General features: G+C 75.4%; 22 protein-coding genes. 16 read left to right on the top strand and 6 right to left on the bottom strand.

Annotation, left to right across the window (positions count from 1 at the left end):
• Positions 1-165: 165 nt before the first annotated feature.
• A complete protein-coding gene (locus tag ACN20G_RS15535) occupies positions 166-615 on the bottom strand; it encodes a DMT family transporter (protein WP_424213375.1) in 450 nt (149 codons plus the stop codon).
• A 137-nt stretch (positions 616-752) separates the two neighbouring features.
• Between ACN20G_RS15535 and ACN20G_RS15530 the strand changes: the two genes are divergently transcribed.
• The 10 genes from ACN20G_RS15530 (at position 753) to ACN20G_RS15485 (ending at position 14,085) form a co-directional block, all read left to right on the top strand.
• Positions 753-1,202 (top strand): MarR family winged helix-turn-helix transcriptional regulator, encoded by a 450-nt coding sequence (locus tag ACN20G_RS15530; RefSeq protein ID WP_424213374.1) that lies wholly within the window; start codon positions 753-755, stop codon positions 1,200-1,202.
• 412 nt (positions 1,203-1,614) lie between these two features.
• Positions 1,615-3,087: an AMP-binding protein gene (locus tag ACN20G_RS15525; protein WP_424213373.1), complete on the top strand. Its 1,473-nt coding sequence runs from the start codon at positions 1,615-1,617 to the stop codon at positions 3,085-3,087.
• Positions 3,084-3,353 (top strand): acyl carrier protein, encoded by a 270-nt coding sequence (locus ACN20G_RS15520; RefSeq protein WP_424213372.1) that lies wholly within the window; start codon positions 3,084-3,086, stop codon positions 3,351-3,353. The genes ACN20G_RS15525 and ACN20G_RS15520 overlap by 4 nt, the downstream gene beginning before the upstream one ends.
• Positions 3,354-3,650: 297 nt before the next feature.
• On the top strand, positions 3,651-4,025 hold the full coding sequence (locus tag ACN20G_RS15515; RefSeq protein WP_424213371.1) for an ectoine synthase: 375 nt from the start codon (positions 3,651-3,653) through the stop codon (positions 4,023-4,025).
• Between the two features lie 185 nt (positions 4,026-4,210).
• Positions 4,211-5,329 (top strand): acyl-CoA dehydrogenase family protein, encoded by a 1,119-nt coding sequence (locus ACN20G_RS15510; RefSeq protein WP_424213370.1) that lies wholly within the window; start codon positions 4,211-4,213, stop codon positions 5,327-5,329.
• A gap of 71 nt (positions 5,330-5,400) precedes the next feature.
• Positions 5,401-6,075, top strand: a complete 675-nt coding sequence (locus ACN20G_RS15505; RefSeq protein WP_424213369.1) for a transglutaminase-like domain-containing protein — start codon at positions 5,401-5,403, stop codon at positions 6,073-6,075.
• Positions 6,076-6,258: 183 nt separating this feature from the next.
• Positions 6,259-7,068 carry a maleate cis-trans isomerase family protein gene (locus ACN20G_RS15500; RefSeq protein WP_424213368.1) on the top strand — a complete coding sequence of 270 codons (810 nt, stop codon included), beginning with the start codon at positions 6,259-6,261 and terminating at the stop codon, positions 7,066-7,068.
• Entirely contained in the window at positions 7,065-7,298 is a 234-nt protein-coding gene (locus ACN20G_RS15495; protein WP_424213367.1) for a DUF6253 family protein, read from the top strand. The genes ACN20G_RS15500 and ACN20G_RS15495 overlap by 4 nt, the downstream gene beginning before the upstream one ends.
• Before the next feature lie 545 nt (positions 7,299-7,843).
• The gene (locus tag ACN20G_RS15490; protein WP_424213366.1) at positions 7,844-10,240 is read left to right on the top strand and encodes a hypothetical protein; all 2,397 of its coding nucleotides are present in this window, start codon (positions 7,844-7,846) and stop codon (positions 10,238-10,240) included.
• Between the two features lie 1,199 nt (positions 10,241-11,439).
• Complete coding sequence (locus ACN20G_RS15485) at positions 11,440-14,085, top strand: hypothetical protein (RefSeq protein WP_424213365.1); 2,646 nt, start codon at positions 11,440-11,442, stop codon at positions 14,083-14,085.
• Between the two features lie 113 nt (positions 14,086-14,198).
• On the opposite strand, the gene ACN20G_RS15480 is transcribed toward ACN20G_RS15485, so the two are convergent.
• Entirely contained in the window at positions 14,199-14,621 is a 423-nt protein-coding gene (locus ACN20G_RS15480; RefSeq protein WP_424213364.1) for an ATP-binding protein, read from the bottom strand.
• 269 nt (positions 14,622-14,890) lie between these two features.
• Between ACN20G_RS15480 and ACN20G_RS15475 the strand changes: the two genes are divergently transcribed.
• The 5 genes from ACN20G_RS15475 to ACN20G_RS15455 all read left to right on the top strand — a co-directional run bounded on the left by ACN20G_RS15475 (position 14,891) and on the right by ACN20G_RS15455 (position 20,863).
• On the top strand, positions 14,891-15,778 hold the full coding sequence (locus ACN20G_RS15475; RefSeq protein WP_424213363.1) for a helix-turn-helix domain-containing protein: 888 nt from the start codon (positions 14,891-14,893) through the stop codon (positions 15,776-15,778).
• Positions 15,778-15,975, top strand: coding sequence for a DUF397 domain-containing protein (locus ACN20G_RS15470; protein WP_424213362.1), 198 nt, complete (start codon positions 15,778-15,780; stop codon positions 15,973-15,975). Before ACN20G_RS15475 ends, ACN20G_RS15470 begins: the two co-directional genes overlap by 1 nt.
• On the top strand, positions 15,972-16,964 hold the full coding sequence (locus ACN20G_RS15465) for a class I SAM-dependent methyltransferase (RefSeq protein WP_424213361.1): 993 nt from the start codon (positions 15,972-15,974) through the stop codon (positions 16,962-16,964). The genes ACN20G_RS15470 and ACN20G_RS15465 overlap by 4 nt, the downstream gene beginning before the upstream one ends.
• Positions 16,965-17,161: 197 nt before the next feature.
• Positions 17,162-18,994, top strand: a complete 1,833-nt coding sequence (locus tag ACN20G_RS15460) for an FG-GAP repeat domain-containing protein (protein ID WP_424213360.1) — start codon at positions 17,162-17,164, stop codon at positions 18,992-18,994.
• Positions 18,995-19,126: 132 nt separating this feature from the next.
• Entirely contained in the window at positions 19,127-20,863 is a 1,737-nt protein-coding gene (locus ACN20G_RS15455; protein ID WP_424213359.1) for an FG-GAP repeat domain-containing protein, read from the top strand.
• Between the two features lie 26 nt (positions 20,864-20,889).
• Here ACN20G_RS15455 and ACN20G_RS15450 read toward each other — a convergent pair whose 3' ends face one another.
• Together ACN20G_RS15450 and ACN20G_RS15445 are read right to left on the bottom strand one after the other, a co-directional pair.
• Entirely contained in the window at positions 20,890-21,264 is a 375-nt protein-coding gene (locus tag ACN20G_RS15450; protein ID WP_424213358.1) for a VOC family protein, read from the bottom strand.
• Between the two features lie 5 nt (positions 21,265-21,269).
• Positions 21,270-22,235: a methyltransferase domain-containing protein gene (locus ACN20G_RS15445; protein WP_424213357.1), complete on the bottom strand. Its 966-nt coding sequence runs from the start codon at positions 22,233-22,235 to the stop codon at positions 21,270-21,272.
• A gap of 143 nt (positions 22,236-22,378) precedes the next feature.
• On the opposite strand from ACN20G_RS15445, the gene ACN20G_RS15440 reads away from it, so the two are divergent.
• The gene (locus ACN20G_RS15440; protein ID WP_424213356.1) at positions 22,379-22,876 is read left to right on the top strand and encodes a MarR family winged helix-turn-helix transcriptional regulator; all 498 of its coding nucleotides are present in this window, start codon (positions 22,379-22,381) and stop codon (positions 22,874-22,876) included.
• A 104-nt stretch (positions 22,877-22,980) separates the two neighbouring features.
• Here ACN20G_RS15440 and ACN20G_RS15435 read toward each other — a convergent pair whose 3' ends face one another.
• Both ACN20G_RS15435 and galE read right to left on the bottom strand, forming a co-directional pair.
• Complete coding sequence (locus ACN20G_RS15435; RefSeq protein WP_424215522.1) at positions 22,981-23,862, bottom strand: LuxR C-terminal-related transcriptional regulator; 882 nt, start codon at positions 23,860-23,862, stop codon at positions 22,981-22,983.
• 462 nt (positions 23,863-24,324) lie between these two features.
• Positions 24,325-25,362 (bottom strand): UDP-glucose 4-epimerase GalE, encoded by a 1,038-nt coding sequence (galE, locus tag ACN20G_RS15430; RefSeq protein ID WP_424213355.1) that lies wholly within the window; start codon positions 25,360-25,362, stop codon positions 24,325-24,327.
• Positions 25,363-25,487 lie beyond the last annotated feature (125 nt).

The raw sequence follows: 25,487 nt of genomic DNA, 5'->3' as shown, positions 1-25,487 counted from the left end.
CCGGTCCCGGGTGCCTCGGTCCGTCGGGGGTGCGGGCCGGGGGGCGTGGGAGGGTCACCGCGTCACGCCGTACGGGCGGCGGGCCGCTGCGGGTCGGCGCGCCGGGTGGTGCGACGTGCGGTGGTGCGTGGTGCGGGTGGTGCGTGGTGCGTGGTGCGTGGTGGGTCAGACCGAGACGGTGGCGCGCTGCGGGCGCTCGACCGGCGCGGGGGCGGCGGCGGCCTCGGCGGCGGCCTTCTTCTTCTCGGCGACGGTGTCGGAGATGCGCAGGCCCAGGGCGCCGCCGATGATCAGGAGGAAGGAGATGACCTTCCAGACGGTCATGGGCTCGTCGTAGATGATCGTGCCGAAGACGACGGTGCCGACGGCGCCGATGCCGGCCCAGACGGTGTAGCCGACGCCGACGTCCACGCTCTTGAGGGCCTTGGAGAGGGTGAAGATGCCCACGGAGGCGGCGGCGGCGGTGAGCAGCGAGGGCCACAGCTTGGTGAAGCCGTCGGTGGCCTCGGTGGAGAGGGCGAAGGTGATCTCGAAGACGGAGGAGAGGAGCAGCCAGGCCCAGCCGACGTTTGCGCTCTGCTGCGTGGCCGGGGCGGTTGCGGACGAGGTGGACACAAGTCCCTCCCTTAATTTGTTTGTGCGTGCAAGTACATGGGGGCCGTAGCCGGCTGAGGACGTGGCTGCGGCGATGGCAAGAGCTTGCATGAGCATCTATCCTGTTGTCAAACAACACTCACGAGAGGGAGTCACCAATGAACACTTCTCGCCACGAGCACACGGGTGCGTCGGACCAGGTCGTCTGGGACCGGGTGCTCACCCTGCACGCGCGCGTGGAACGGGACCTCGCCCAGGCCATGACCCGCCGGCACGGCATCGGCCTCTCCGAATACCGGGCCCTGGAATCCCTGTCCCGGGCCAAGGACGGCGAACTGCGGATGCAGGAGCTCGCCGACGCCGTGGGCCTGGGGCAGTCCTCCGTGACCCGCCTCGTCGCCCGCCTGGAGAACGCCGGGTTCGCCTTGAAGGACCTGTGCGCCTCAGACCGTCGGGGGGTTTACGCGATCGTCACCGACCTCGGTCGGGAGCGCTACCGCGACGCCCGTGCCACCTACGCCGAAGTGCTCGCGGCCACCTTGAACTCCTTCACCGCCGACCCCGATTTCGCGCCCACCGTGCAGTCCCTGCGCGGGGCCCCGGCCTGAGCCCGGCGCCGCACCCGATCGGCCTGAACCCGCCCCGCCGTCGCCCCCGACGGCGGGGCGGAGCCTTGTCCGGATACCGCCCTCCGAGCCCTCACCGACCCCCGGTCCAGATCATCCCCGCCCCAGGGGTGCCGACCGGGGGTTTTTCATGTGCACACACAGATGCCTGACGTGAACCGCACAATCTTGACCCCTGATTTGCTTGACCATGCATGGACCTGCCGGGCTATCGTCATCCCATCGACGCCGGGACGAACACCAGCCCGAATGGCCGAAACCCCTGGCGCCGGGGTCCACACCCCCGCTTTCCGCACCGCCGCACTCACCCGCACCGCCGCGCCGTACCCCGTACGACCCGCATGCCCCGCAGTGCCGCACCGCATCCCCTCACATCCCGGAAGGGAGAGTTCCCGTGCCCTCGACGCGCCTCGTCGAAGCCGTCACCGCCCACGGCCGCACCCGCGGCGACCGGCCGGCCCTCTTTCACGGCAGACGCACCGTCACCTACCGCGAGCTGGTCGACCTGACCGAGGCCCTGCGCCCCGCGGTCCGCGACGCGGCGGGCCCGGCCGGCACCACCGTGGTCGTCCCGGCGCACAAGACGCCCGAGACGATCGCGCTGCTGCTCGCCGCGTTCACCGAAGGGCTCATCCCCCTCGTGCCCTCCCCCGACCTCGGCGAGGACGCCCGGCTGCGACTGGCCCGCCAGTCCCGCGCCGAGCTCATCCTCACCGTGGACGAGGACGGGGTCCTCACCGGCGAGCCCGTCACCCCGGACCCCGCCGAGGCCGAGGGCTTCTCGATCCCCGACCCCGAGGTCACCCGGATCCTCCTCACCACCTCCGGATCCACCGGCACCCCGAAGATCGTCCCGATCGGCTCCGCCGGTTTCGACGCCTTCGGCGAGTGGGCCGCCGACGCCTTCGCGCTCACCGCGGACGAGGTCTCCCTCTCCTACGCGCCCCTCAACTTCGACCTCGCGCTCCTCGACGTCTGGGCCCTGCTCGTACTCGGCGCGGCCGTGGTCCTCGTGGACAAGGAGCGTTCCGCCGACGCCCCCTACGTCCAGGGCCTGCTCACCGAGCACGGGGTCACCTTCGTGCAGGGCGTCCCCATGCTGCACCGCAACCTGATCCGCGACGGCGGCGTCTTCGACACCGTCCGCACCGTGATCTTCACCGGTGACGCGCTGCCGCCCGAGCTGCTCGCCCCGCTGGCCGCCGGCTTCCCGGCCGCCCGCTTCCACAACATCTTCGGCTGCACGGAGACCAACGACTCCTTCGGCCACGAGATCGACCCGGCGAACCCGCCGGCCCGGATCCCGATCGGACGCCCCCTGCCCGGCGTCCGCGCCCTGATCCTCGGCCCCGACGGCGACCCCGTCGAAGGCCCGGGAACCGGCGAACTCCTCGTCAACACCCCCTTCCAGACCCGCGGCTACCTGCGCACCGCCCTCAACGAGCCGGTGTTCACCGAACGCGACGGCCTCGTCTTCTACCGCACGGGCGACATCGTCTCCCGCACCGAGGACGGGCTGATCTCCCTGGAGGGACGGGCCGACTGGCAGGTCAAGGTGCGCGGCGTGCGCACCAACCTCCAGGAGGTCGAGACCGTGCTCGCCGCCCACCCCGACGTGGTCGAGGCCGTCATCGTGACGCTGCCCGACCCCGAGGCCGGCGTCCGCCTGCACGCCCACGTCGCCCGGCACCCCGAGGCCAAGCTCACCGGACTGGGCCTGCGCGCCCACGCCGGCAAGCACCTGCCCCGGCACGCCATCCCCTCGTCGGTGCACATCACCGACGTCCCCTTGCCCCGCACCTCCACGGGCAAGCCCGATCGCAACCTCATCAAGTCCAACCGCCTGAAGGAGATCGCAGCAGCATGAGCACCAACGACCTCGCCACCCAGATCCGCCAGTACATCGTCGACGAGTTCCTCGCCGGCGAGGACTCCTCCGACCTGACCGAGGACTACGACCTGGTCTCCAACGGCGTCATCGACAGCCTGGGCCTGGTCCGCCTCGTCTCGCACATCGCGTCCGAGTACCAGGTGCCGCTGGAGGACATCGAGATCGGCCCGGACAACTTCCGGAACCTGACCGCGATCACCACCCTGGTCCGCGAGAACGCCCCCGCCGGCGTCCTCGCCTGACCTGCCCCACCACCGCCTCCCTTCCGCCGCCCCGACCGCTCGACGGCGCGGCGGGAGGAGGGCACCCGGGTCCCCGACGCGGGCGCCCGACCCCCGTGGCCGACGGCCCGGCACGGCACGCGACGCGCACCACCCCAGACCGATCGGCTCCGGCACGATCGGCCCCCCGCGCGCCAGACCGTGCCCCGTCGGCCACGGCGGCCGGCGCCCGCGCCGACCCCCGCAGTCCCGCAGTCCCGCAGTCCCCCAGTCCCTTCACCACACTCCACCCTCCACGTCTCCAAGGGAGAACCGCAGATGTTCACGCGCAGCGTCGACGACGTCACCCCCGTCGAATGGGGCAACGGCACCAGCCACCGGGTCCTGACGGAGTCCGACGGCATGGGCTTCGCCGTGGCCGTCACCCTCGTCCGCAAGGGCACCAAGAGCGCCCTTCAGTACCGCAACCACCTGGAGGCCTGCTACTGCGTGGCCGGCTCCGGCGAGGTCGTCGAGAAGGACGGGACGCGCTACCCGATCACCCAGGGCACCATCTACGCCCTCAACGAGCACGACCCGCACTACCTGATCGCCTCCGAGCACGAGGACCTGCACCTCGTCTCCGTGTTCAACCCGCCGATCGTCGGCACCGAGAAGCACACCCTCTCCGAGGACGGCTTCTCCCAGTACTGAGCGGACCCGCCGGTGCGGGACCGTCCGCCGACGTCCCGCACCGGCAGCTCCCCCACCGCACCACCGCCCCGGCCCGCGCACCCCGGATCCGGGCGCTCCCGCACGCCCGTGCCGGGGTCGCCGGGGACGGCCCCCGCGTCACCCGCGACCGCCCCACCACCCTCGCTGCCGACAGGAACAAGACTGTGACCGACGAACTCCGCGACCTCGCCAGGCCATACGCCGAGGACCTGAACGCCGACCTGCAATCCCTCGACGAAGCCGGCGCCTTCCCCTTCCACAAGTGGCCCGTCATCCAGGAGTCGGGGATCCTCCGCTCCCCCTTCGCCACCGAACACGGCGGCGCCGGGCGCTCGTTGACCGAGACCATGCAGGTCCTCCAGGGTCTGGGCTACCACTCGCGCGACGCGGGCCTGTCCTTCTCCACCTCCACCCAGATCGTCTCGGTGGGCATCCCCCTCCAGCACTTCGGCAGCGAGGACCTCAAGGCCCGCTACCTGCCGAAGATCCTCAACGGCGAGGCCATCACCGCCCACGCCATCACCGAGGAGTCCGGCGGCTCCGACGCGATGAACTCCACCTCCACCGCCGTCCGCGACGGCGACCACTACGTGGTCAACGGCGGCAAGATGTTCATCACGAACGCGCCCATCGCCGACCTCTTCCTCCTCTACGTGCGCACCGGCAAGCCCGGCCCCTTCGCGCTCACCACCCTGCTGGTCGAGAAGGACACCCCCGGCCTGACCATCGGCCCCACCATGGACAAGATCGGCCTGCGCACCAGCCCGATCGGCACCCTGGAGTTCGACAACCTGCGGATCCCCGTCGCCAACCGCCTCGGCATGGAGGGCGGCGGCTTCCTCGTCCTCGACTACGTCATGAAGCGCGAGGTCCTCTTCGCCTTCTCCCTCACCCTCGGGGAGATGGAGCGACTGCTGGAGGAGACCATCGCCTTCGCCAAGGAGCGCGTGCAGTTCGGCTCCACCATCGGCAAGCACCAGGGCGTCTCCCACAAGATCGCCGACATGAAGATCCGTGTCGAGACGGCCCGCAAGTGGCTGCGCGACACCGGCGTCAAGGTCCAGGCCGGTCAGGACTCCTCCCTCGACCTCGCCGCGACCAAGACCGTCGTCTCCGAGGCCAGCGTGCAGAACGCCCTCGACGCCGTGCAGATCCACGGCGGCCGCGGCGTCCTCACCTCCCACGGCATCGAGCGCGAACTGCGCAACTCCCTGGCCGGAACCATCTACTCCGGCACCAGCGAGATCCAGCGCAACCGCATCGCCGCCCTCCTCGGCCTGTGACCGCGCGCCTCATCCCCTTCCCCCCATCCGTCTCCCCGGCCCACCGGCCGCCGAGCATTCAGGACACCACCATGACTCTCGACCTGCTCGACCAGCTGACGCGCCCCACCGAGTTCCTCGACTACGAGACGGACGCCGTCCAGAACTTCATCGACCGCGCCGTCAAGGACCGCTCGGCCGACAAGAAGAAGAACGCGATCGACCTGTACTACGCGGTCCGCGACACCGTCCAGTACGAGGTCTACAACGCCGACCTCTCCGAGAACGGCCTCAAGGCCAGCCACACCGCCACCGTCAAGTCCGGCTTCTGCCTGCACAAGTCGGTCCTGTACGCGGCCGCCGTCCGCGCCCTCGACATCCCCTCGCGGCTGGTCTACGGCGACGTGCGCAACCACCTCGCCTCCCCCCGCCTGATCGAGCACATCGGCGGCGACGTGTTCTTCCACGGCCTCACCCAGGTGTACCTGGAGGGCAAGTGGGTCAAGGCCACCCCCGTCTTCAACAAGATCCTGTGCAAGCTCTACGGCATGGACGCGCTGGAGTTCGACGGCGAGACCGACAGCCTGTACCACCCGCACACCGACAAGGGCGGGAACATGGAGTTCCTGAAGGACCACGGCTCCTTCGACGACGTCCCCTACGAGTTCGTCATCGACACCATGCGCCGCAAGCACCCCAACTTCCTGGACTCCTCCGGCTCGGGCACCGTCGGCGGCAAGCTCGCCGACGAGGCCGTCGCGGCCTGACCCACGCCCCACCGGGGCCGGGCCCCCTCCCCCCGGCGGGCCCGGCCGGGTGCGGCCTCCCCACCGCACCGGGCCACCGCCGGCCCCCGCACCACCCCGCGCCGCCCCGGCACGCACGCGCCCGCGCACGTCGTCCCCCCCTCACCGGCATCCCGCGACCACCACCCGACAAGGAGCAGCACCATGACGCAGCAGTCCCTCCCCGCGCCCACCGACGGCTGGGACGCCGGTACCCGCATCGGTGTCGTCGTCCCGCACGCCGACGTCGGCCCCGAGGCCGAGATGCAGGCGGTCGTGCCCGCCGGCGTCACCGTCCACGGCTCCCGCATCCACTTCGCCGCGATGCGCGCCGGCGGCGTCATGGACGAGAAGATCGCCCACGACCCGGTCCGCTCCTTCGTCGAGGCCCCCTACCTCGACGACGCCGTGGAACTCCTGGCCGCGGCCCCCCTCACCGCGCTCGCCCTGGGCTTCACCAGCTCCAGCTACGTGCTGGGCAGGAAGGGCGAGGACGAGCTCTACGAGCGGCTCGCCCCCGTCACCCGCGAGATCCCGATCACCGGCACCACCCGCGCCGCCGTCGCCGGGTTCACCGCCCTCGGCGCGAAGAAGATCGCCCTCGTCAACCCGCCGTGGTTCGACGACGACCTGTCCGGCCAGGGCGCCGACTACTTCCGCGAGTTCGGCTTCGACGTGGTCCACCACGGGCCCTGCGGCCTGCCCTCGGACCAGAAGGCCATCACCCCCGAGAACCTCGCCGCGTGGATCCGCACCACCGTCGCCGACCACGAGCCGGACGCCGTCCTCGTCGCCGGCAACGGCATCCGCGCCGTGGGCACCATCGCCCCGCTGGAGCGGGAACTCGGCTTCGACGTGATCACCGCCAACCAGGTCCTGACCTGGCACGCCCTGCACCTCGCGGGCGCCGCCGACCTGGCCAAGGGCGTCACCGACTACGGCCGGCTCTTCTCGGTCGCACCCGACGCGGCGTGACCCGGACCGAGGAATCCGGACCGGCGGCCGTCTTCGCCACCCCCGACGGGGACGTGTACCGGATCCCCCTCGTGTGCGGGTACGACGCCGGCGACCACATCACGGGCCTCATCCGGCACCGCGGTGGCCTGCACGTCCCCGAGACCCTGCCCGGCTTCCTGTACTACGCCACCGAACCCGTCCCGGACCTGCCCTCGGCCGCGACCCTGCGGCACATGGTCACGGGATGACCCGTCCCGCCCCGGCCCCCCGAGGCCGGGAGGTGCCGTCCCCCGGCACCACCGGGACACCCTCCGAGCGGCCCGCCCCGTCCCACCAGGACCAGGGGCCGGGCCGCTTCGGCGTACCCGAGGCCACCCCCGCCACGCCCTCCGCACCGCCCCCACGCGGAGAACACGAGTCCCGCACCACGCGGCCCCCGTCCACCCCGGGCCGAGCCGGGCCGCGCCCGCCCGATGCATCGCGCGGATTACGCGACGCCGGGACGGGACGGGCCGGGCCGCGTTCGCGTTCGATCCGGCTTGGCCCGGCCCGGAGCATGCCCTCCTCCCCCACGCAGCGACGACCGTCCGGACGCCCACGCGGGCGCGCGGGCGTGGGCGCGGGCTCGGCGCCCGTGGCGGGGCCCCCGGTCTGGGGCCGGATGGCGGGCGGGGCGGTCATACGAATAAGGCCGGAGGAGGGAGTGCGTGACGGCGGCTCCGGCGCGTTCGGCAGTTTGTCGGTTCTTCTGGGGGCGCACACGTTTCGGATTCCCGTGAGGAAGTGCGCCGTCTTGACCGGAGAACAGCAGAAATTGGCCATTGCCGTCCGTTTCGCGCGGGGGGCGGTGGTCTTGGGCGCCCTGACCGGCGTCCTGGTCGGCGCCGTGGCCCCGGTCGCCTCGGCGGCCTCGGCGGTGGTCCCGGCCACGTTCCTCGCCGCGCCCGGCGGGGGCGGCGACGGGCACGGGCACGGCAAGGGCGGCCACCACGGCAAGGGCGGCGGCAAGGGCGCGAAGGGCGACAAGGGCGAGCGCGGGGACCGGGGCGACGCCGGACCGCGCGGCGACACCGGCCCGGCCGGCCCGCGCGGACCCGCCGGACCGAAGGGCGCCACGGGCGACCGGGGCGGATCCGGCCGGCCCGGCCCGACCGGTGACCCGGGCCCGACCGGACCCGCCGGACCCACGGGCCCGGCCGGGGCGACCGGCGCCGAAGGCCCCGCCGGCACCACCCCCGGACCGGCCGGCGTGACGGGCGACCCTGGCCCGCGCGGCCCCAAGGGCGCCCCCGGCCAGAAGGGCGCGACCGGCGACACCGGCCCGGCGGGCACCCCGGGCGCGACCGGGTCGGCGGGCCCCCGGGGTTCGCGCGGCGAGACGGGCGGCAAGGGCACGACGGGCCCGACCGGCGCCGAAGGCCCGACCGGCGCCCCCGGCCCCACCGGCCCCCAGGGCGCCGCAGGCCAGGCCGGTCCGGCGGGCGGGTCCGGACCGACGGGTCCGGCCGGTGCCCGGGGCGAGGCCGGGCCGACCGGTCCGGCCGGCCCGCAGGGCCCGGCCGGCGGGCCGGGCGCCACGGGCGCGACCGGGGCCGCGGGGCCCGCCGGGGACGCCGGGCCGGAGGGTCCGCGCGGTCCACGTGGCAACGCCGGCGCGGCCGGACCGACGGGCGCGACGGGCGCCGGCGGGGCCGCCGGCCCGACCGGGGCCGAAGGCGCCCGGGGCCCGGCGGGCGCGGCCGGTCCCACCGGCGCGACCGGCCCGACCGGCACACGGGGCGACGCGGGGGACACCGGCGCCGAGGGCCCGCGCGGCCCCCGGGGCACCACCGGCACGGCAGGCGAGGGCGGCGATCCCGGCCCGACGGGGGTCGCGGGAGCGACCGGGGCGACCGGCGACACGGGCCCTCGGGGAGCGGTCGGCGCGCCCGGCGCCGACGGCGTGACCGGGGCCCGCGGCGGCACGGGCGACACCGGCCCGGAAGGCCCGCGTGGCCCCCGGGGCGGCGCCGGCACGGCCGGCGAGGACGGCGGCCCCGGCCCGGCCGGGGTCACGGGACCGGCCGGGCCCACCGGTGCCCAGGGCGCTCCGGGCCCCGCCGGCGCGTCCGGCGGGCGCGGCCCGACCGGCGGTCGGGGCGACACGGGCGACACCGGCCCCGAAGGCCCCCGCGGCCCCCGGGGCGGCACCGGCACGGCCGGCCCGACCGGCGACACCGGCCTCACCGGAAGCACCGGCCCCACCGGGCCGCTCGGCGCGCAGGGCTCCCGGGGCCCGGCCGGCCCGGTCGGCGCCACGGGCCCGACGGGCCCCACCGGCGCGGTCGGCCCGGCCGGCACGGCGGGTGCGGCCGGTCCCCGAGGGGCCGGCGGCGACGCGGGCCCGGCCGGGGCGGCGGGACCGAGCGGCGGGCAGGGCCCGGCGGGCACGACCGGCGCGGCCGGGGACACCGGGCCCACCGGCCCCGCCGGCGCGACCGGCCCCCAGGGCCCGGCGGGCGCGACCGGTCCGGCCGGCCCGACCGGAGCCGCCGGACCCACGGGCGCGGCCGGCGCGATCGGCCCGACCGGGGCGAGCGGCCCCGCCGGCACGGCGGGCCCCGCCGGCCCCACCGGTGCGACGGGCCCGGCCGGCGCCGTCGGCGCGACCGGGGTCACCGGCCCGGCGGGACCCGCCGGGGTGCGGGGCGGGCCCGGCGACAAGGGCGCCACGGGCGCTGTCGGCTCGACCGGCCCCTCCGGCCTCCAGGGCGCACGCGGCGACCAGGGCACGAAGGGCCCCACCGGCGCGACCGGCCCCGACGGTGCCCCCGGCGCCGGCGGCCCGGAGGGCGCGGCGGGTCCGGCCGGCCCGGTGGGCCGCAAGGGCCCGACCGGCGACACCGGCGATCAGGGCCCCCGGGGCACGAAGGGCGCCCCGGGCGGCTTCACGGTCTTCCAGCGCGTGGACAGCGCCACGTGGACGACGGTCAACCAGCGGGAACGCAAGTCCGTCACCGTCATGTGCCCCGGCGGCACCCGCGCGGTGGGCGGCGGCATGTCCCAGGACGACGACATCATCGGCACGTTCGTGACCTCCTCCCGCCCCACCGCCGACGGCCAGGGCTGGACCATCACCGCGTACAACCGCGACAACTCCTGGGACAACGTGAAGGCCCACGTGGTGTGCGCCCCCGTCGAAGGCGTCTGACCCCACGCCCCCACCCCGCAACACACCGACACCACCCCCAACCCCCGGGCCCGCCCCGCCCAAACCCGAACCCAGCCCACTCGGCCCGCCCAACCCAGCCCGCCGCAACCCGCCCAGCCCCTTCCCGACCAGCCCCCGGCCGACCGGACCCAGCCGATCCAGCCCGCCCCGGCCCACCCCGACCGTCCAGGCCCGACCCAACCGAACCCAACCGAACCCAACCGAACCCACTCGGCCCGCCTCGCTCCGCTCCAACCGTCCAGGCCCGACCCAAACCGATCCCAACCAGCCCTCTCGGCCCCTCTCGGCCCCTCTCGGCCCGACCCGGCCCCACTCGGCCCGACCCGGCCCGACCCGGCCTGTCCCGACCGTCCAAGCCCGATCGAACCGATCCCAACCCAGCCCACTCGGCCCGCCCCGACTGTCCAAGCCTGATCGAACCGATCCCAACCCACCCAGCCCTGGCCCGACCCGGCCCGGCCCGGCCCGGCCGAGCTGAACGAAACCGACCGGGCTCAGCCCGGCTCCATCCGACCGAACCAGACCGAACGAGCCGGACCCTGCCGGACCAATCCCCGACCGGGACGGACCTGGCCCGGCCCGGGCGCCGGGCAAGTCCGGACCTGAGCGGGCCGAACGTGGCCCAACCCGACCCGCCCGGATCTCCTGGGCCGGACCTGCGCGGGCCCGACTGGGTCGGGCCGGACCGGGCCGAGCCAGACCGAGAAGAGCGGGACCTGCCGGACCGAACCAGGCCGGACCGGGCCGGACCAGGCCGAGCCGAGCCGAGCCGAGTCAGGCTGAGCCGAGCCGGTCCGAGCCGGAACGGACCGAGCCGGGACAGGCCGGGCCGGGACCGGGCCGGACAGGCCGGGACCGGGCCGGACCGAGTCGGGGTCGGGCCGGACCGAGTCGGGGTCGGGCCGGTGGGCCCGGCCCGGTCGGTCGGCCGGTCAGGCCGGGACGGGGCCACACCGAGTCGGGACCGGGCCGGTGGGGCCGGCCCGGCCGGTCGGGCCGGGCCGACCGGGAGGGCCAGACGGGGCCCGTTCCGCTGCGGCCTCACCCCCGTCTCCCTCCCCTCTCCCCCGTCCCGTCCTTCCCCCCTCCCCTCCCCCTCGTCCCCCATCCCCCCTCCCTCACCTCCCTCACCTCCCTCCCACCCCTCCCGTCCCTCACGAGAAGGCGATCCCTCCACGGTGTTCAGCTCACGTCAGCCTCGGCCCGCCCTCGCCGCCGTCATCGCTCATCGGCTCGGCCGGGGCGTTCTCACCCTCGGGGTGACCGCCGGACTCGCCGGTCCCCTCGCCGTCCACGCGCACGCCGCCGCGCACGACCGGGGTCCGGCCTCGCTCGTGCCCGGCCCGGCCGGCGACACGTTCCGTACGGGCGGCGGCGGGGGCGCGGCGGTGTCGGGGACGGTGGTGTCGCACACGTACCAGTACGTGCGCGAGCGTCCCACCACCGCGTCCGCCGCGATCGGCAAGCACCCGCACGGGGCGCACGTGCGCCTGGCCTGCAAGGCGGCGGGGCAGGTCGTGGACGGCAACAACGTCTGGTACCGGCTCGCCGGCACCTCGGGGTGGATGAGCGCCCGGTACGTGAAGCCGTCCGGTCCGGTGCCGTGGTGCGGGAACGACGGGGATCACAGCGGGAAGGGCCCGAAGGGCGACAAGGGGGACAAGGGGGACAAGGGCGAGCCGGGCCCGAAGGGCGACCCGGGGCCGGCGGGTCCGGCGGGCCCCGCGGGGCCCGCCGGCGCGAAGGGTGATCCGGGGGCGGCCGGCGCGACCGGCGCGAAGGGGGATCCGGGGCCTGCGGGCGCGTCGGGTCCGGCCGGGCCGGCGGGCGCCGCCGGGGCTCAGGGTCCTGCCGGTCCGCCGGGACCGCGCGGGGAGCGTGGGGCGGAGGGCGCGGCGGGGCCGCAGGGCGATCCGGGGCAGGCGGGCGCGAAGGGGGATCCGGGGGTGCCGGGCCCGGCGGGCGACCGGGGTCCGACGGGGCCCGCGGGCCCGCAGGGTGATCCGGGGGCGCAGGGCGCGCAGGGCGATCCGGGGGCGCGGGGTCCGGCCGGCGCCCCGGGTGCGGCGGGCGCGGCCGGGGCGACGGGGGCGCAGGGCCCGGCCGGTCCGCAGGGTGTGGCCGGTGCGGCGGGTCCCGCCGGGCCGGCGGGCGCGGCGGGTGCGGGGGGCCCGGCGGGGCCGACGGGTGCGACGGGGCCGGCCGGGGCGGCGGGGGCCCAGGGGGTGCGGGGTGATCGCGGGCCGACCGGGGCCGCGGGCCCGCAGGGCGACGTGGGGGCGCGGGGTCCGCAGGGTGATCCGGGCGCGGCGGGTGCGCCCGGTGCGGCGGGTGCGGCGGGCGCCACCGGGGCGACGGGGGCCACGGGCGCCACCGGCCCGCAGGGTGACGCGGGTGCGACGGGCGCGAAGGGCGAACGCGGCACCACCGGACCCACCGGCCCGGCCGGCGACCCCGGCGCACGCGGTCCCAAGGGTGATCCGGGCGCGCAGGGCGCGGCCGGTGCGACGGGCGCGGCGGGTGCCTCCGGCGCGACGGGGGCCACGGGTGCCACGGGTCCGCAGGGCGACCCGGGTACGCCGGGTGCGAAGGGCGACCGGGGCCCCACCGGCCCGACGGGCCCGACCGGCGACCCGGGGGCCCGGGGCCCGAAGGGCGACACCGGCGCGCAGGGCACGGCCGGCACTCCGGGCGCGGCCGGTGCCGCCGGGGCGACGGGGGCCACGGGCGCCACCGGCCCGCAGGGCGACGCGGGTGCGACGGGCGCGAAGGGCGAACGCGGCACCACCGGACCCACCGGCCCGACCGGCGACCCCGGCGCACGCGGCCCGATGGGCGACCCGGGCGCGCGGGGCGCGACCGGTGCGACGGGCGCCGACGGGGCGACCGGTCCCGTGGGCCCGACCGGGCCGCAGGGGCTCGCGGGCCCGGCCGGCGCCACGGGTGCCCAGGGCGCGCAGGGCGCCACCGGCGCCGAGGGCCCGGCCGGGGTCCAGGGAGATCCCGGACCGGCGGGTGCCCGGGGGCCCGTGGGTCCGACGGGCGCCCAGGGCCCGACCGGCGCGAAGGGGGACCAGGGTGCGCAGGGCACGGCGGGCCCGGCGGGGCCGACCGGTCCGGCCGGGGTGCAGGGCGCGGCCGGCGCGACCGGGTCCCAGGGCCCGGCCGGCCCCACGGGCGTCGCGGGGCCCACGGGCGCGCAGGGGCCGATCGGCGCGCAGGGCGCGGCCGGGGCCGCGGGCGCGACGGGGGCGACCGGCCCGGCGGGCGTCCAGGGTCCCGCCGGCCCCACGGGTGCGCAGGGCCCTGCCGGTGCGAAGGGTGACACGGGCGTCAAGGGCGACCCGGGGAGCGCGGGCGCCGTCGGGGCGACCGGCGCGAAGGGCGACACCGGCCCGGCCGGCCCGCGCGGGGACACCGGCGTCGCCGGGGCGGCCGGGGCCACGGGCGCGGCCGGCCCGACCGGCAGCCAGGGCCCGGCGGGCCGCCAGGGCGACAAGGGTGACCAGGGCGCTACGGGCGCGAAGGGTGACACCGGCGCGAAGGGCGACAAGGGCGGCCTGTTGAACGCGCCGACGATCGTGTCGAGCGCCCCCGTCAACGTGGCCCGCAACGCCGTCGGCACCGCCACCGCGACCTGCCCCACCGGCACCCGCGTGACCGGCGGCGGCTTCTCCCCGACCGTCGACCCCTCGGACCTGGTGATGGTCTACTCGCGTCCCGAGGGCGACAGCGCGTGGAAGACGGCGGTCAAGAACATCTCGACCACCGACGGCAATCTGGAGTTCCGCACCTGGGCCGTCTGCGCGCCCATCAACACCTGACGCCGGCGGCGGCGCACGACACGCCGCGCCGCGCGCCGCCGACCGCCCGTGAGGGGCGGGCCCCCGCCGCCCCGGGCGGGCCGGCCCGCCCCTCGCGGCCGTCCGTGCGCACTTCACCCGAGGGCGAGTTCGGCCCACACCGTCTTGCCCACCACCCGGTCCTCGCACCCCCAGGCCCGGCTCGTCCCGGCCACGACGAGCAGCCCCCGCCCGAACCTGTCCTCGGCGCCCACCTCCCGCACCGCGGGCCGTCGTTCCCCGCGCGAGTCGCTGACGGCGACGCGCACGCAGTCCCCCCGCAACTCGACCTCCACGCGCACCAGTCGGCCCCGCACCGTGCCGTGGAAGATCGCGTTGGTGACCAGCTCACTGGTGACCAGCCCCGCGTCGAACGCGAGTCCGGGCTGTCCCCACAACGCGACCATCCCGGCGACGTGCCGCCGCGCGGCGGTCACGGAGTCCTGCCGGGGCGGGTACATGCCCACGTCCCGGCGGAGCGAGGGAAAGGGCGTGGACGACGAAGATTCCTGGCTCATGACGACACTCCTCGGGCACGGCACAGCACACGAAAGGGCACATGAAGGGACCCACCACCAGGCACGACGAGGCCACGGCACACACAACGGACGGTGGCTCTCCCGCAGACAGCACGGCGCCTTCCGCCAACTCCCCAGCCCTGGTGAGCGGTTACGTCATCGACGGTAGCGGGGGATTTGCTCGGGCAGCAATCGAACGGGCAGAAAATTCCCCCACCCGGGATCGCCGAGGGTTGATGATCTACACCCGGCCCGGTCACACTGTCGCCATGGTGAGCAGCGACCCAGATCGCGGGAAAACGGTGTCGACCGTCCTCGGACGACGCCTCGGCGGCGAACTCCTGGCCATGCGCGAACGCCTCGGCCTTCGCCAGTCCCACGCGGCGGAGGCCCTCACGGCCTCGATCACCAAGGTCGCGAAGATGGAACGCGGCCAGGTCCCCATGCGAGACCCGGACATCCGCGCCCTGTGCCACCTCTACGGAGTCCGGGACGAAGAGACGATCCAACCCCTCCTTGAATTGGCCAAGCTAGACAGGGAGCAGCGCCGCACCAAAGGGTGGTGGAACGAGTTTCCAGAGATCAGCGCACTGGCCGAATACATCTCCCTGGAAGCGACCGCCTCGCTCATCCGTACATGGCAACTCGCCTTGGTGCCCGGCCTGCTCCAAACGCCAGGCTACGTTCGAGCCTTGAACACCGGTCCGGGTTCGGAACCGATCGACCCTGATCGCCTCGAACGGATCGTCAACATCCGCCTGCGCCGACACGCCAGGCTGACCGGTGAGAATCCCCTACGGTTTCACGCGATTATTTGGGAAGCCGCCGTACGCAGCCGGTTCGCATCCGAGGAGGTCGTACGCGAACAGGCCGAACACATCGTGCGGATGGCCGAGCTGCCGAACGTCGACGTGCAGATCCTCCCTTTCTCCACCGGTGCTCTGCCTGGCATGGACGGACCGTTCAACGTTCTGTCTTTCGCCGAGGGTGACGCGATCGATGTGGTGTACGCGGAGAACAGGCTCGGCGCATCCTGGGGCGAAACCGCCACCCAAGGCGCGCTTTACAAGAAGTCCTTCGAAACCCTGGCTCAGTACAGCCTGTCGCCCCAGGAATCCATCTCCTTGCTTGGCGACCTCGCCAAAGGAACCACCTGATGCACATGCGCAGCTTCATCACCTCCAGCTACAGCAAGAACGGCGCGGACACCGAATGCGTCGCCGTCGCCGCCGACCCCCTCGGCGCCATCGCCGTGCGGGACAGCAAGCGGTCCGGCGGGCCGACGCTGCTCGTCACCGACCGGGCCTGGCGGGGGTTTGTCGCCGGGGTCGCAGGTAGGGCCGAGGGGGCGTGACGGGGACGCCGCCGCCGGCGCGGCGGGACGACGTGCCCGACGACGTGCGGCGGGTCGCGTTGAGTCGGACGTTCGACGGGGACGCCGAACTGTACGACCGGGCGCGGCCCGGTTATCCCGACGCGCTGTTCGACGACCTCGCCGAGTTCGCCGGGGCCGTGCCCGGGGCCCGGGTGTTGGAGATCGGCGCGGGAACCGGCAAGGCGACGGTGCCGCTCGTCGCGCGCGGGTGTCGGGTGACGGCCGTGGAGGTGGGCGCGAACATGGCCGCCGTCGCGCGGCGCAACCTCGCCGCGCTCACCGACGCGCCCGGCACGGCACCACCCACCGGCACGCCCGACACCGCGCCACCCCACATCACGCCGCCCGCCGGCGCGTCCCGCACCGCGCCGTCCCGCCCCGCGCCGGCCGCCGTCGTCGTGACCGCCGCGTTCGAGGAGTGGCCCCTGCCCGTCGAGCCCTTCGACGTGGTGTTCGCGGCGACCGCGTTCCACTGGATCGATCCCGCCGTGCGGATGGCGCGTTCGGCCGACGCGTTGCGGCCCGGTGGGGCGCTCGCCGTCGTGGCCACGCAGCACGTGGCCGGCGGGACGGAGGAGTTCTTCGCCGCCGTCCAGGACTGCTACGAGCGCTTCGATCCCGCCACCCCGCCCGGTCTTCGGCCGCCCGCCGTCGCGGACGTGGACACCTCCTCCCACGCCGCCGAAGCGGAACGCTCCGGACGGTTCGCGCCGGGGGCCCTCACCCGGCGGTACGTCCGGGACCTGGCCTACTCCACCGCCGAGTACCTCGATGTGCTCCGCACCTACTCCAACCACCGCACCCTGCCGCCAGCCGCCCTCGACTCGCTGCTGAACTGCGTCGGTCGGCTGATCGACACCCGGTTCGGGGGGTCCGTGACGAAGCGGTACCTGTTCGAGCTGCGGATCTCCCGCACGCCGGACCACACGCCGGACCGCACACCGGGACCGCACGCCCGATCGGCGTGACCCCCCTCGATTTCTGAACGTGATCAAAAATTCTCCGATATTGCTGCGCCACTGTCGGACCCCGCTTGTAGGCTGACGACACTTCCCGGGGGGGGATCGACACCCGTACGCCACCCACCGCGCGCTTCGGCGTGCCGTCGCGCGTTCGTGCGGGTCCGTGCTCAGCCCGGTTTCGCCTGTTCGACCAGGGAGACCTCTTGTTCCTCACGCGCCACCAGCGCGCCGGCCGCCTCGCGGCCTGCACCGCCCTCGTCCTGTCCGCCGGCATGTTCGCGTCCGCCGCCGCCGTGGCCGCGCCCGGTCCGGTCACGCCCGTGCCGTCGGCGAAGTCCGTCGAGCCGCGCGGCGCCGGCGGTTCCGACGACGTACCGTCCGCCAAGCGCACCACCGGTGCCGAGGCCAAGCTCGCGCTGCGCGGCGACGCCAAGGCCGGCGCGGGCAAGGCCGGCAAGGCCGCGAAGGACGGCCGTGCCGCCGCCCTCGCCGCCGAGGTCCCGGTCGCGCCGCGTCACTTCGACGTCAACAGCGACGGCGTGGACGACCTGGTCGTCCGCGACCTCAACGGCGGGTACTTCGTCTCGCTCAGCAACGGTGACGGCACGGAGACCCCGTTCGACATCTCCGGGGCCGTCGGCGAGAACGGCACCCTGAAGGACGTCATCCCGGCCGGTGACCTCAACGGCGACGGGCAGCCCGAGGTGCTCGCCCTGTCGGTCACGGGCAACCTCAGCCTGAGCACCGTGGGCTCCACCGGCTCCGGTTCCACCGTGTGGACCGGCCGCGGCTGGACCATCTTCAACAAGGTCGTGGGCACCGGTGACATCACCGGCGACAACATCCCCGACCTCGTCGCCCGCACCCCCTCCGGTGACCTGTACCTGTACGCGGGCACCGGCAACGTCTCCGGCGGCGAGCCCTTCAGCGGCCGCGTGAAGATCAGCTCCGGCTGGGGCGGCTACGACCAGCTCGTGGGCGGCGGCGACTTCACCCTCGACGGCAAGCCCGACCTCGTCACCCGCGACAGCGCCGGCGACCTGTGGCTGCACGCGAGCCAGGTCGTCCCGGACGCGAACGCCACCTTCGCCCCGCGCGTGAAGATCGGTCACGGCTGGCGGATCTACAACCAGCTCAGCGTCGTCAACGACTACGACGGCACCCCGGTGGTCTTCGCCCGCCAGCAGAGCGGCCAGACCTACCTGTACCCGCTGAAGGCCGTCGCCGAGCTCGGCGACCGCATCACGTACGGCACGGGCTACGAGTCGGTCAACCTGATCGCCGGCCAGGGCGGCAACGCCGACCACGGCCGCTCCGACCTCATCGGTCGCGACGCGGCGGGCACCCTCTTCGGGTACTACTTCAAGGAAGACGGCAACTTCTTCCCCGGCACGGCGATCAGCGACACGGGCGCCTTCGCCGGCACCAAGCTGTACAACTCCTCCTCGACCGACAACTTCAACAGCTCGCAGCTCTTCTTCGGCAGCGGCAGCGACCTGTACGAGGCCACCGAGCCCACTCTCGTGGGTGCCGGCTGGGCCGACACCTACGACGCGGTCGTGGGCCCCGGTGACATGAACGGCGACGGCCGCGGCGACCTGATCGGCCGCGACAAGACCGGCAAGCTGTGGCTGCACACCAGCCAGGGCACCGGCACCACGTTCAACACCCGCGTGCAGATCGGCACCGGCTGGCAGATCTACAACCAGCTCCTCGGCGCCGGCGACTTCACCGGTGACGGCCGCGCGGACCTCCTGGCCCGCAACACCGCCGGCGAGCTGTACATCTACGCCGGCACCGGCAACGGCACCTCGCCGCTGGCCGCCAAGGTGAAGATCGGCACGGGCTGGACCTTCCCGAAGCTCACCGCCACCGGTGACATCACCGGCGACGGCCTCGGCGACCTCTTCGCCGTGGACAGCGCGGGCAACTCCTACCGCTACCCGGCCGCCGGCTCCGCCGCGATCGGCATGGACACCCTGGGCTCCCGCACCAACATGGGCGGCGGCTGGCAGAAGTTCAACGCCATCAGCTGACCCGAGCGGCCCCGAGCAGTACCCGCGCGCCCCGGCGCCGACCCGCACCCCGTGCGAACCGGCGACCGGGGCGCCGGCACACCCGGCCCCGCCCGGGGCCCGGTTTCGCCTGCCACCGTCCAGGGAGACCCCTTGTCCCGCGCACGTTCGCGTCTCACCCGACGCCTGGCCGTCGGCATCGCCCTCGCGGTGTCCGCCGGCTCCCTCACCACCGGACTCGCCCACGCCGCACCCGCCCCGGACGGGGACGGCGGCCCGGCCGGCGACCTCGCCGTCGCCCTGGCCGCCGTGCGGGCCGCCGTCGCCGAGGCCGGCGGCGGGCCCGGCGCCCGCCCGCTGCCACCCCGTCTCGACCTCGACGGGGACGGCCGCGACGAGTTGCTGCACCGCACGGCCGGTGCCTGGCACGTGCTGGGCTCCGCCGCCGGATCCGTCCCCGGGCAGGGGTACCGGGTCGATCCCGGCACCGACGACCCCCGGCCCGTCAAGGACGTGGTCCCGGTCGGCGACCTCGACCGGGACGGCACACCCGACCTGGCCGTCCTCACCACGACCGGACGGCTGAGCCTGGTCCCGGCGGAGGCCACCGGCACCGGACCGGCCCGTTTCTCCTCCGAGGGCTGGAACCGCTACAACAAGCTCGTCGGCGCCTCCGACGTGACCGGCGACGGCGTGCCCGACCTGCTGGCCCGCACCCCCGCCGGCGCCCTGCACCTGTACCGGGGCACGGGCGCGGCGGCCCCCGCCAAGCCCTTCGGCCCGCGCCTGGTGGTGTCCACGACCGGTTGGAACCGGTGGGACCGGCTGGTGGGCGGCGGGGACTTCACCGGGGACGGGGTCGCCGACCTCGTGACCCGCACCCCCGAAGGCGAGCTCTGGTTGCACGCGAGCACCGCCGCCGCCGATCCGACGGCGCTGTTCGCCCCGGCCGTCCGCGTCGACGGGGAGTTCCGGCGGTACAACCGGATCGGACTCCTCGACGACGGCGGGGTACCGGTGCTGTCGGCCCGTGAGGGCGACGGGCGCCTCGTACTGATCCCATACCAGGGCGGGGGGCGGCTCGGCACGCCGGTGCCGGTCGGCGCGGGGCCGCTGCCCGCCGACGTGATCGCGGGCGAGGGCGGCAACCCCGCGCACGGGCGTTCGGACCTGTACGCGCGCGCCCGCGGCGGCAGCGTGGACCGGTTCGACGCCCGGGGCGACGGGGACTTCCTGCCCTCCGTGGAGGCCAGTGACCCGTGGGCCTTCCCCCACCCGGACCGGCGGCTGTACGGCACGGTGGCCACCGACGGCACGGCGGGCTCGCAGCTGTTCGTGACGGACGGCGCGGACGTCCGCGAGGCCGCGCGCGGCCGGCTGGTGGGCGCGGGGTGGGCCGAGCGGTACGACGCCCTGGCCGGGCCGGGGGACCTGACCGGTGACGGCTTCGGGGACCTCGTGACCCGCGACGCCGCCGGGGACCTGTGGCTGCACCGGTCCGGCGGGAGCGGCTTCGATTTCGAGGCCCCGGTGAAGGCGGGCACCGGTTTCGGCCGCTACGGCCGGCTGCTCGGAGCCGGGGACGTGACCGGCGACGGGCGCGCCGACCTCCTGGGCCTCACCCCGGCCGGCGCCCTGTGGGTGCACCCCGGCACCGGGAACGCGGCCAGGCCCTTCGGCGCCCGCGCCAAGGTCGCCGACGGCCTGGCCGGCTACCGGCTGCTCGCGTCGGTCGGTGACGTGACCGGCGACGGCCTCGGCGACCTGGTCGGCATGGACGCCGGCTCCGGGACCGTGCGGCTCTCGGCCACCGGACTGCCCGGCACGGCCGCGTTCACGAGCCCGGTCGCACTGGCCGCCTCCCTGTTCCCGTACGCCGACGTGCACTGAGCGGACGACGGCCCACCCCGCCCCCGTCAGGTGTTCGGGGTGGGGTGGGGTTCCAGGAATTCGAGGCGGTTGCCGACCGGGTCCTCCGAGTAGAAGCGGGTGTGGCCGGGGAGTTCCTCGTCCCAGACCACCGGTGCGCCCGAGGCCGCGAGGCGGGCGGCGAACTCCGCTATCCCCGCGACCCGCAGGCCCGGGTGGGCCTTGCGGGGCGGGCGGTAGTCGTGTTCGACGCCGACGTGCAGACGGACCGGGCCGGCCTCGAACCAGCAGCCGCCCCGGGCGGCGAGGGCGGGTGGTTTGGGGGTCTCCGTCATGCCCAGGGCCCCGATGTAGAAGGCCCGCAGGCGGTCCTCCGATCCGGGCGGGGCGGCGAGCTGGACGTGATCGAGGGAGACGAGCATCGAGGTCAGTCCTCCTTGCGGGCCACGACGAAAACGCGACGGAACGGGAAGACCGTGCCCAATCGACCGGCCGGATACGCCTTCCGCAGCTCCTCGCGGCAGTCGGTCAGGAACTCCTCCCGGGCCGCCGGGTCCTCGGACAGGGCGGTCAGGGCGGGACGCAGGGCCGTGCCCTTCACCCAGTCGAGGACGGGGTCGGGGCCGGTGAGGACCTGGCAGTAGGTGGTCTCCCAGGCGTCGACCGAGCAGCCGAGGTCGGCCAGGCGCTCCAGGTATTCGGCGGGGTCGGCGACGCGGCCGGCGCGGGCGGCGAGGCCGCCGAGACGGTCGGCCCAGCGGGGGCCGTCGCACACGGCGCGCAGGGCGAGGTGGCTGGGGGCGTCGAAGTTGCCGGGGACCTGGAAGGCGAGGGTGCCGCCGGGGCGGAGGGCGGCGAGCCAGCGGGGGAAGAGGTCGAGGTGGCCGGGGACCCACTGGAGGGTGGCGTTGGAGACCAGCAGGTCCCAGGGCTCCTGCCCGACCGCGCCGGTCGGGGACGGGCCGGTCGGGGACGGGCCGGGCTGGTGCGGGCCGGTCGCGTCCGGCGCGGTCGGGGGCTGTGCTGTCGGGGGGTGTGGGTCCCAGGTGGTGAGGTCGGCGTGGACGAAGTCGAGTCGGCCGCCGCCCGCCGTGGGGCCCGCGTACGCGGCGTCGGCGCGGTCGAGCATCTCGCGGGAGGAGTCCACGCCGGTGATGCGGGCGGTGGGCCAGCGGTCGGCGAGGAGGGCCGTGACATTGCCGGGGCCGCAGCCGAGGTCGGCGATCCGGAACGGGGTGCCGGCGGGGCCGGAGGCCGCCGCGGGCTCGGGGACCCGGGCCAGAAGGTCCACGAACGGCCGGGCCCGATGTCCCGAATGTCGCAGGTACTGGGCCGGGTCCCAGGTGGCGGCGGGGCGGCCTGCGGGCGGGGTGGGGACGGGGTCGACGGACATGAACGGGCCTCCTGCGGTGGGGTGTCGCGCGCCGGCGGGCCGACGGCCGGCGGGTGCGCCGGTGCCGGTTCCGCCCGAGGACCCGACCACTATATCTTGACGTCAAGATACTTCACGTCGATAGACCCTCTACACTGATCGCCATGGAGGACGAGGTCGACCGATTGGTCGCGGCATGGCGGCGCGAGCGCCCTGACCTCGACGTGGAACCACTCGAGGTGCTCAGCCGCGTCAGCAGGCTGGCGCGCCATCTCGACCGCGCGCGCCGGCTCGCGTTCGCCGAGCACAACCTGGAGCCGTGGGAGTTCGACGTGCTCACGTCGCTGCGCCGCGCCGGCGCCCCCTACCAGCTCTCCCCCGGGCAGCTCCTGACCCAGACCCTGGTCACCTCGGGCACCATGACCAACCGCATCGACCGGCTCGCCAAGAAGAGCCTCGTCGAGCGGCTGCCCGACCCCAACGACCGGCGCGGGGTGCTCGTGCGCCTCACCCCGGAGGGCCGCGAGGCCGCCGACCAGGCCCTCGCCGGGCTGCTCGCGCAGGAACGCGCCATCCTCTCCGAGCTCTCGCGCGCCCAGCGCGGCGAACTCGCCGGCCTGCTGCGCCGCCTCACCGGCCCCTTCGACAACGTCCCCGGGTAGCACGGGCCGCCGCCCACGGGCCGGCCGGCCGGCCGCGGGGCGCCCGCGCGCCCCGCACCGCTCCCCGCCGCCGCGACCGCCGCCACCGCGACCGCGACCCGCCGCTACTCCGCGCCCAGGGCCGGCACCGGCCCCAGGTCGGCCGGGCGGACCCCCGCCCGCCGGGCCAGGGCCACCGCCGCCAGCGTCGAGTGCACCCCCAGCTTGCCCAGCACGTTCTGCATGTGGGTGCGGACCGTGTGCGGGGACAGGTAGAGCCGGGCCGCGACCTCCTTGCGCCCCAGCCCGGCCACCATGCACCGCAGCACCTCGTGCTCGCGCGGGGTCAACGACTCCACCAGCCGCTCGCTGTCCGTGCGGTGCTTGCGCGCCGCCGTCAGCTCCCGCAGCACGCCGGTCAGCAGTACCGGCGCCAGGTGCGTCTCGTCCCGCAGCACCCCCCGGATCACCGCGAGCAGCCGCGACAGCGAGCAGTCCTTCGCCACCCAGCCCGAGGCCCCCGCCTGGAGGGCCAACGCGGCCCGGCGCGGTTCGTCCCGCTCCGCCAGCACCACCGCCCGCACCGACGGGTGCGCCGCCCGCACCGCCGCCACCAACCCGATCCCGTCCGAGGGCACGACCGGCGCCGCACCCCCCGCGAGCCCCGCCTGCCCCGGCGGCCCCGAGGGCCCCACCGGCAGCCCGAACCCGACCCGCCCGGCCCCGATCCCGCCCGGGGCCTCCCGGGGCCCCGGCACGGCCGCGCCGCCCCCGGGTGGGCCCGCGCCCGGGGCGGGCGCGCCGGCCGACAGCGCGCCGAGGTCGGCGTCGACGAGCAGCACGTCGAAACGGCGCCCCTCGGCCGCGCCCCGTTCCAGACAGCGCTGCGCGGCCGGCACGCTGCCCGCCGCCGTGACGTCGACGTCCGGCTCGGCGGCCAGCGCCGCCGCCAGCGACTCGGCGAAGATTCGGTGATCGTCCACCACGAGAACCCGGATACGAACCACAGACAACCCCCATGGGTCGGGGAACGGACGACGCCGGGCACGGCACCGGGACCGGGTGATCTCCGGGGCCACGACCGCCGTCGCGACTCCTGTGCACTACCCCGGACCGGGCGCCGTACCCGACGCTTCTCGACCCCTGAATCAACACCGGCCCCCACCGGTGTCAGGTTTCAGGTTAGGCCCGGTCCCGGGCGATGGATGGCCGAATACCTGAAGTTTTTGCCGCCGTTTTCCCGATCAGGGGCCCGATCGACGCCGAGGCGCCGGCCGAAAATCGACCCATCGCGCGGATCCCGGGGGAACCCGGCCGAAGCCGGGAGGATCCACGAGGACAACGGAGGGACCGGGACGGAACGACCACCCGCCCGGCCCACACGGCCGACCGACACCACGACCCGGCGCGCACCCGCTCGGCACGCGCCCGTTCGGCACGCTCCCGCTCTGCGCGCGCCGGGCGCGGGGTCACGCGCGGGCGGATCCGGCGCCCGACCCCCCGTCGAACGCGCCCGCGCGCAGGCCCCGCGTGAACTCCCACGCGTCACCGACGATCCGCGCCAGCTCCGACCGGCTCGGGGTCCAGCCCAGCCGCTCGCGGGCCAGCGCCGAGGAGGCCACCAGCACCGCCGGGTCCCCGGCCCGCCGACCCGCGACCACCTCCGGGATCTCCCGGCCCGTGACCTTGCGGACCGTCTCGATCACCTCGCGGACCGAGAACCCGGTCCCGTTGCCCAGGTTGCACACCAGGTGCTCCCCCGGCCGGGCCGCCGCCACCGCCGCCAGATGGGCCTCCGCCAGGTCCGCCACGTGGATGTAGTCCCGCACGCAGGTCCCGTCCGGGGTCGGCCAGTCGTCCCCGAACACCGAGATCGACTCCCGCTCCCCGAGCGCGACCCGCAGCACCAACGGGATGAGGTGCGTCTCCGGCTCGTGCCGCTCCCCGAAGGCCCCGTCCGCGCCCGCCACGTTGAAGTACCGCAGGGACACCGCCGCCAGGCCGTGCGCCGCGCACTCCCCCGCGATCATGTGGTCCACGGCCAGTTTCGTCGCCCCGTACGGGTTGGTGGGCGCGGTCGGCGAGCCCTCCACCAGGGGCGCCCCGCCGACGGGCTCCCCGTAGGTGGCGGCGGTGGAGGAGAACACCAGCCGGCCGACCCCGGCCGCGCGCATCGCCGCGAGCAGCGCCATCGTGCCGCCGACGTTGTTCTCCCAGTACCGGCCCGGATCCGTCACCGACTCCCCGACCTGCGAGAACGCCGCGAAGTGCAGCACCCCGTCGAAGGAGGGGTCCAGGTGCTCGGCCGCGTCCTGGATCCGGCCCCGGACGAACTCCGCCCCCGCCGGCACCCCCGCCGCGAACCCCGTGGACAGGTCGTCGAGCACGACGACCTCGTGCCCCGCCGACAGCAGGTGGTGGGCGACCACCGAGCCCACGTAACCGGCGCCGCCGGTGACCAGGTACTTGCTCACGCGCTTACAGCCCTTCGGGTCGTCGGGGCGCATCCGCGCGCGTCCCGGTGGGCACTGAATACCGGATCCGGGGGCCTTCCGGGTGAACAACACGGCCCGTACGCCGATTCGTCGGGGTTTCCCCTCGGGTTCGCCGCGAATTCGTCGCGAAACCGCCC

Source organism: Streptomyces dryopteridis (assembly GCF_049606955.1).
In the GTDB taxonomy this organism is placed as follows: Bacteria; Actinomycetota; Actinomycetes; order Streptomycetales; family Streptomycetaceae; genus Streptomyces.
This window is presented reverse-complemented; position numbering and strand designations above follow the sequence as displayed.

Coding starts and splice junctions, on each gene's coding strand:
- ACN20G_RS15445 (WP_424213357.1), bottom strand. CDS start 22,235: ATGTCCGTCGACCCCGTCCCCACCCCGCCCGCAGGCCGCCCCGCCGCC.
- ACN20G_RS15505 (WP_424213369.1), top strand. CDS start 5,401: ATGACTCTCGACCTGCTCGACCAGCTGACGCGCCCCACCGAGTTCCTC.
- galE (WP_424213355.1), bottom strand. CDS start 25,362: ATGCGCCCCGACGACCCGAAGGGCTGTAAGCGCGTGAGCAAGTACCTG.
- ACN20G_RS15500 (WP_424213368.1), top strand. CDS start 6,259: ATGACGCAGCAGTCCCTCCCCGCGCCCACCGACGGCTGGGACGCCGGT.
- ACN20G_RS15515 (WP_424213371.1), top strand. CDS start 3,651: ATGTTCACGCGCAGCGTCGACGACGTCACCCCCGTCGAATGGGGCAAC.
- ACN20G_RS15440 (WP_424213356.1), top strand. CDS start 22,379: ATGGAGGACGAGGTCGACCGATTGGTCGCGGCATGGCGGCGCGAGCGC.
- ACN20G_RS15530 (WP_424213374.1), top strand. CDS start 753: ATGAACACTTCTCGCCACGAGCACACGGGTGCGTCGGACCAGGTCGTC.
- ACN20G_RS15475 (WP_424213363.1), top strand. CDS start 14,891: ATGGTGAGCAGCGACCCAGATCGCGGGAAAACGGTGTCGACCGTCCTC.
- ACN20G_RS15480 (WP_424213364.1), bottom strand. CDS start 14,621: ATGAGCCAGGAATCTTCGTCGTCCACGCCCTTTCCCTCGCTCCGCCGG.
- ACN20G_RS15470 (WP_424213362.1), top strand. CDS start 15,778: ATGCACATGCGCAGCTTCATCACCTCCAGCTACAGCAAGAACGGCGCG.
- ACN20G_RS15450 (WP_424213358.1), bottom strand. CDS start 21,264: ATGCTCGTCTCCCTCGATCACGTCCAGCTCGCCGCCCCGCCCGGATCG.
- ACN20G_RS15520 (WP_424213372.1), top strand. CDS start 3,084: ATGAGCACCAACGACCTCGCCACCCAGATCCGCCAGTACATCGTCGAC.